The following is a 7,028-nucleotide window of genomic DNA, read 5'->3' on the forward strand; positions in this document are numbered from 1 at the left end:
GGGGTTAAAAATGGCTTCGATTCAATTTCCGAAGGATTTCGTCTGGGGAACGGCTACCGCTTCCTACCAGATCGAAGGGGCATATAACGAAGACGGACGGGGAATGTCGATCTGGGATACGTTCTCCCGCACGCCGGGCAAGGTCGTTAACGGCGATACGGGCGACGTCGCCTGCGACAGCTATCACCGTTATGAAGAAGATATCGCGCTGCTCAAAAACCTGGGGGTCAGGGCATACCGCTTTTCGATCGCTTGGCCGCGCATTTATCCGGACGGAGACGGCGAGCTGAACCAAAAGGGGCTCGATTATTATGCCAAGGTCATTGACGGCCTGCTGGCCGCCGGCATCGAGCCTTGCGTGACGCTGTACCACTGGGATCTGCCGCAGGCGCTGCAGGACAAGGGCGGCTGGGACAACCGAGACACGATCCGCGCGTTCGTCCGTTACGCGGAGACCGCGTTCAAGGCGTTCGGCGGCAAGGTTAAGCAGTGGATCACGTTTAACGAGACCTGGTGCGTATCGTTCCTGTCCAACTATATCGGAGCGCATGCGCCGGGCAACACCGACCTGCAGCTTGCCGTCAACGTCGCGCACAACTGCATGGTCGCGCACGGCGAAGCGGTGAAGGCATTCCGTGCGCTTGGCACCCCGGGCGAGATCGGCACGACGCACAACCTGTATTGGTTCGAGCCGTATACGACCAAGCCGGAAGACGTCGCCGCCGCGCATCGCAATCGCGCGTACAACAACGAGTGGTTCATGGACCCGACGTTCAAGGGGCAATATCCGCAGTTCATGGTCGACTGGTTCAAGGGCAACGGCGTCGAGGTGCCGATCCAGCCCGGCGACATGGAGACGATCGCGCAGCCAATCGACTTCATCGGCGTAAACTTCTATAGCGGCGGCTTCGGCCGATACAAGGAAGGCGAAGGGCTGTTCGACTGCGAGGAAGTGCAGGTCGGCTTCGACAAGACTTACATGGATTGGAACGTTTACGCGGACGGGTTGTACAAGGTGCTGTCGTGGGTGCATGAAGAATACGGCGAAGTGTCGATTTACATTACGGAAAACGGCGCGTGCTACGAGGACGAGCTGACGACGGAAGGCCGCGTTCACGACGCGAAGCGCGCCGACTATTTTAAAAAGCACTTCATCCAGTGCCATCGTCTGATCGAGTCCGGCGTGCCGCTGAAGGGATACTTCGCCTGGTCGCTGCTCGACAACTTCGAGTGGGCGGAAGGTTACGTCAAGCGCTTCGGAATCGTTTACACCGACTACAAGACGCTCAAGCGTTATCCGAAGGACAGCTACCTGTTTATTCAAAGCGTGATCGAGCAAGACGGTTTTGAGGCTTAAAGAAATGAAAAAGCGGCAGCCGGTCCGTCCGGTCTGCCGCTTTTATTTATGTGGCGTCCGAATTCGAACTGGCCATGTCTTCAGGCAGCAGGCCGAGAAGGTCCGCGATCTCCGAGTCGGAAAATCCTCTGGACCGCATGCGTCCGATCGTGGCTTCTTGGAGTGCTCTTTTGCCTTGCTGGATGCCTTGCTCGATGCCTTGCTCAATGCCCTGCTCGATGCCTTCCTTCATTCCCCGCTCGTAGCCCCACCGTTCCCACGCAGGCATCAGTTCCATGATCGTTTCCTCCTCCTCGGGATGCATGTTCATGAATTCTTGCATGATAGATTTCTCTTCCGTCGCATCAGGCTCGTAATATAAATCCGCTATGGAGCGGACGAGCGCCAGTCTGGCGCTATCCAGCTTGCCCTTCATTCGCAGCAGCATCGACAAATAGGCGAGTCTCAAGCTGCGACGGTCTTTTTTATTATAGCCCATCTTGGCCAGCAGCGCAGCGGCTACAGGGTTGTCGGAGTCGATAAACCTTCGCCAATCCTGTTGGCCGAGCTCGAGCTTGAGCATCCGGAATCGGAAGATTTCGTGCCAAGGCAGCGCCATCGACAACGTATCCGGTTCGTTTTTCATGCCGTCTCCGGTAAAGATCGCGATGGGAACGATCAGCTTGTGCGCCTTGCGGTATTTTTCGAAAAGCCTGCTGAAGTAAATATACATTCGTTCTACGAATTTCGGATCCCGATAAGATTGCGGTTCCAGGTGAAAAAGGATGTAGGCGTCCTGGCCTTTAAGCTTGGTCTCCATCAGTAAGTCCAGCTGTCTAGCCTCCGAGCCGACTATATCGACCAGAAGCTCCTGCATAAGCAATCGCGTATGGGAATAGTCGATCCATTCGTCCAACTCGGGGAAAAACAACTGAATAAATTCTTTGAAAAAAGTTTGCAGCAGTTTCTTGAAGGCTTCATCGTGCGGCGCCATTTTTATCCTCCCATTCTCGTCCGGAACGCAAAAAGCCGCAAGCTCTCGAATAGAGAAGCTTGCGGCGCATGCTTTGCTGCCGGGAATATATTGCTAAGATCATAGCATGCTGAGACTGGATCGGGCAACCGCTATCCGCGCCACCCGCGTACCGGTACGCCTCCGCTTTTACACGGCAACCGCAATCCCTTACAATGGAGTAAGCTGAATTCTGTTTTCAAAGAGAGGGACAAGCATGAAAGTCGTCCTCGCGACGCTGAACGCCAAATACATTCATACTTCGCTTGCCCTGCGCTGCCTCAAGGCATATAGCCAGGACGAGTTTCCGATGGACATTGCGGAATACACGATCAAGGACCCGCCGATGACCATCGCTTCCGATCTGTTCGCCAGGCAGCCCGACGTCATTGGCTTCTCCTGCTATATCTGGAACATCGAAGAGACGATCACCGTCATCGACATGCTGCGCAAGATTTTGCCTAACGCGACGATCGTCCTGGGCGGCCCCGAGGTGTCTTACGACACGGAACAGTGGATGCGGCGCCTGCCGGCGGTCGACCATATCATCATGGGCGAAGGGGAAGAGACCCTGCGCGATCTGTTGCGCGAGTTGTCCGGCAGCCGCAAGTTTCATTTCGTCTTTGGCCTCGCCTATCGCAAGGGAGACGAGATCGTCGTCAATCCCGGTCGTCCGAAGCTGGATCTGGCGACGCTGCCCTCGCCGTACCGGTTCGAGGAGGACGTGCCGAGCCTCGCCAATCGCGTCGTCTACTTCGAGACGAGCCGCGGGTGCCCGTTCAGCTGTCAATTCTGCCTGTCGAGCATCGAGGTCGGCGTCCGCTACTTCGATATGGACCGGGTCAAGGCCGACATTTTATACCTGATCGACAGCGGGGCGAAGCTGATCAAGTTCGTGGACCGCACGTTTAACATCAAGCGGGATTATGCGCTCGAGATGTTCCGGTTCCTTATCGAGAATCATCGAGGCTGCGTTTTCCAGTTCGAGATTACGGCTGACATCATGCGGCCGGAGGTGCTCGATTATTTGGCGGAGCACGCGCCGCCCGGCGTCTTCCGCTTCGAGATCGGCGTCCAGTCGACCAACGACGTCACCAATCTGGCGGTACAACGCAGGCAGAACTGGAGCAAGCTCGTACGCACCGTGACAAAGGTCAAGGAAAGCGGGAAGATCGACCAGCATCTCGATTTGATCGCCGGCCTGCCGCATGAGGACTACGATACGTTCCGCAAAACGTTTAACGACGTGTTCGCGCTTCGCCCCGAGGAGCTGCAGCTTGGCTTCCTCAAGATGCTCCGCGGGACGGGACTTCGGCAGGACGCGGAAAAGTTCGGCTATATTTACATGGACAGAGCGCCTTACGAGATGCTCGGCAACGACCTCATGCCGTTCGCGGACATCGTCCGCATCAAGCGCGTGGAGGATGTGCTGGAGAAGTACTGGAATGCGCACCGCATGAATCGGACGATCGAATATTTGGTCCATGTGGCGTATCCGTCGCCATTCGACTTTTTCCAGCGGTTTGGCGACTTTTGGGAAGCGCGCGGCTGGCAGCGAATCGGCCACCAGCTTGAGGACTTGTTCGTCCGGCTGTGGACCTTCCTCGAGGAGGACCGGCATCCTGCGCTCGATCTGGACGTGACCCTTGCGCTCCTCAAGATCGACTTTTATCTCCAGCACAAGTACAAGCCGCGCAAAATGTGGTGGGAGGACCGGCTCGGGAAGGACGATTGGACCTTCCGGTTCAAGCGGGCGGCATCCGAGCTCGGCGTGGAGGAGCGGGACTTGGTTAAAAAAGCGTCGATCGATCGCGTGCCGTTCGATTATGAGCGCTGGGAGCGGGAAGGCGTCGTCGACCGTTCGCGGGAGACGACGCTCGTGTTCGTTCACGGCGCCGGGGAAGCGCCCGCGCGGATGGTCGTTTTAGACGGGCAGGAACGAATCGCTGCCGGCAATTAAATCACTGCAAGTAAATCACTTCAATCCGTATCGGACAAAGAAAGAACGGCTGGCACTCCGCGCAGCCGTTCTTTTCATGGAGGTTTTCATGGAGCTTGACGATTGAATATCGCCGGGTTCAGCAGCTCTCCGATATAGCGGTCCATTGTCTCCGCGGGGATGTGCCCGCCGTGCTGCACCCACCAGGCGGCCACCCCGTTGATCGCGCCGGCGTAAAATTCGGCGATGATCTCGGCCGGAACGGGGAAGGGCCCGTCTTTTTGCTCGAGCGCAAGCAAATCGTTTTTCAAAAAGCCCGATCCGATGCGCTGCATGAGACTTTTGATCGACGTGGATTCTTGTTCGGACTTCATGATCGTACGGAACTGCCGCTGATGCCCGAATTGTTCGAGCAGCTGCATCGGACGCCGCATTCTCTCTTCGAAGTCCATGGCCGCCAGCTCCTTGTTCAATTCCTCGAAGCCTGCGCACAGCAGATGGTATTTGTCCTCGAAATGCTTGTAAAACGTCGTCCGGTGTACCATCGCCCGCTCGCAAATCTCGGCGACGGTGAGCGATTCGAACGTCCGGCCGGACTCGCCGAGCAGCGCCATCAGCGCGTCCCAAAGCAGCTTGCGCGTGCGTCGCACTCTAAGATCGGTAGTCCCGTCGTTTTTCATATACATTAATGCCTCCAATGTAGATTAGACTACATTTATTGCGATTTGGTTCTTGACCGAGGACGGCGAACGCATTGTATAGTAAAGACTAACACTTGTACAAATAAACATACAAGTGTAGACAAAGAGAATGCGGATAGGAGGCTTCATCCATGAACGGGGCATCACCGTCGTCCGGAGGGGCGACAATCGATTTAAGCAAGATACGCCGGGGGCCGATCGTCTTTTCGCTCATCATCGGGGCATTCGTGGCGATTCTCAACGAGACGCTGCTCGGGAATGCGCTGCCTGACTTGATGAAGGAATTTAACGTCGGCGCGACGACGATTCAATGGCTCAGCACGGCTTATATGCTCGTCATCGGCGTTTTGGTGCCGATCACGGCGCTGCTGCAGCAATGGTTTACGACGCGGCAAATGTTTTTGTCCGCGATGACTTTATTTCTCATAGGCACGGCCATCTCGGCTTTTGCGCCCGAATTCGGCGTACTGCTCACGGGCCGCGTCGTGCAGGCGATGGGGACGGGACTGATGCTGCCCGTGCTGATGAATACGATCCTCGTCATTTTCCCGGTCGAAAAACGGGGAGCGGCGATGGGCCTGATCGGCCTCGTCATCATGTTCGCGCCGGCGATCGGACCGACGCTGTCGGGACTGATTATCGATGCGCTCAATTGGCGCTGGCTGTTCTACCTGGTGCTCCCGCTGGCGGCCTTCTCCATTATTTTCGCCGCGGCTTTCCTGCGCAACGTCACCGATCTGACCAAGCCTAAGGTCGATATCGTCTCGATCCTGCTGTCGACAATCGGCTTCGGCGGCATCGTGTACGGCTTCAGCAAAGCGGGCGAGAGCGGCTGGGGAGATACGGAGGTCGTATGGTCTCTCGCGGCCGGCGGCGTGTCCCTGCTGCTGTTCATCTGGCGCCAATTGGTCGTGAAGGAGCCGATCCTGAATTTGCGCGCCTTCAAGTATCCGATGTTCAGCCTGGTTACCGTATTGCTGTTCGTCGTTATGATGACGATGTTCTCCACGATGACCATTCTGCCGATGTTCCTGCAAAGCGCGCTCCTGTTGACCGCCTTCAAGTCGGGCCTGCTCATGCTGCCGGGCAGCATCATCAACGGGATTATGGCGCCGGTATCGGGCAAGCTGTTCGACAAGTTCGGTCCGCGCGTGCTCGTCATTCCGGGGCTGGCGCTCACGGCGTTGTCGGTATGGATGTTCACCGGCATCGACGCGGACGTCTCCAAGGGGTACGTCATCTTCATCCACATCGTCATGCTGGTCGGCATCTCGATGGTCATGATGCCCGCGCAGACGACGGGATTGAACCAACTGCCGCGGCATCTGTACCCGCACGGCACGGCTATCCTCAATACGCTGCAGCAGGTATCCGGGGCGATCGGTACGGCGCTGTTCATCAGCATCATGTCGACGGGCTCCAAAAACTATCTGGCCGGCTCCGAGGAACCGACCGCGCCGGCCGAGCAGGTATCCGGACTGATGGCAGGCTTGCACGACGCGTTCTGGATCGGCTTTATCGTCGCGCTCGTCGCGCTGGTCGTCGGCTTGTTCATTCGCCGCACGAAGGCGCCGGAGGAGCAGGAGACCAAGCAGGTCGCTTAAGGCCTCGCATCATAGGAAAAGCACTGCCATCCGCCGCTTGCCGGCGGGGAGGCAGTGCTTTTTTTCGTAGTGCAGGGGAGAAATGGGGGCGTATAGCGGAAGTTTTTTCCGTTAAGGTGCGGGACATGGGGGAAAATGAGGAGAATAGCGGAACTCGCTTCACTAGCGTTGCATAAAAGCTGCCTTGGATTGAGGAGTTTCCTCAAAAAGTGCCTTAATGTAAAATTTTACATCCGCATTTCGCTCGACTTTTTAAAAAGAGCAGAGGCATGCTACAGTAGGTTGCAAAATCCAAAAATTGGGTTTATCGTCTTTTTCTTTTCGACGGCTTCGTAAGCGCCACATCGCAGTGGTGCGGCTGTAACAGCGGAGCTGGTGTTTTACGCGTTTGGCGGCCTTTGGTCCTTCCTCTTGGCACTTTGCTCGCCGCTTTCAG

Annotated in this window: 5 protein-coding genes; 3 read left to right on the forward strand and 2 right to left on the reverse strand. The window is 56.6% G+C overall.

Going from position 1 to position 7,028, the window contains the following annotated elements:
• Nucleotides 1-10: 10 nt before the first annotated feature.
• A complete protein-coding gene (locus tag ACFOTD_RS10535) occupies nt 11-1,357 on the forward strand; it encodes a GH1 family beta-glucosidase (RefSeq protein ID WP_378118391.1) in 1,347 nt (448 codons plus the stop codon).
• A gap of 46 nt (nt 1,358-1,403) precedes the next feature.
• On the opposite strand, the gene ACFOTD_RS10540 is transcribed toward ACFOTD_RS10535, so the two are convergent.
• Nucleotides 1,404-2,330, reverse strand: coding sequence for an Rpn family recombination-promoting nuclease/putative transposase (locus ACFOTD_RS10540; RefSeq protein WP_378118393.1), 927 nt, complete (start codon nt 2,328-2,330; stop codon nt 1,404-1,406).
• Between the two features lie 235 nt (nt 2,331-2,565).
• Between ACFOTD_RS10540 and ACFOTD_RS10545 the strand changes: the two genes are divergently transcribed.
• Nucleotides 2,566-4,308 (forward strand): B12-binding domain-containing radical SAM protein, encoded by a 1,743-nt coding sequence (locus tag ACFOTD_RS10545; RefSeq protein ID WP_378118395.1) that lies wholly within the window; start codon nt 2,566-2,568, stop codon nt 4,306-4,308.
• Between the two features lie 86 nt (nt 4,309-4,394).
• Here the strand turns inward: ACFOTD_RS10545 and ACFOTD_RS10550 are convergent, their stop codons facing one another.
• Nucleotides 4,395-4,967 (reverse strand): TetR/AcrR family transcriptional regulator, encoded by a 573-nt coding sequence (locus tag ACFOTD_RS10550; protein WP_378118397.1) that lies wholly within the window; start codon nt 4,965-4,967, stop codon nt 4,395-4,397.
• A gap of 152 nt (nt 4,968-5,119) precedes the next feature.
• On the opposite strand from ACFOTD_RS10550, the gene ACFOTD_RS10555 reads away from it, so the two are divergent.
• A complete protein-coding gene (locus tag ACFOTD_RS10555; protein ID WP_378118399.1) occupies nt 5,120-6,592 on the forward strand; it encodes an MDR family MFS transporter in 1,473 nt (490 codons plus the stop codon).
• Nucleotides 6,593-7,028: the final 436 nt, after the last annotated feature.

Source organism: Cohnella sp. GCM10012308 (genome assembly GCF_042649185.1).
Classification (GTDB): Bacteria; Bacillota; Bacilli; order Paenibacillales; family Paenibacillaceae; genus Cohnella.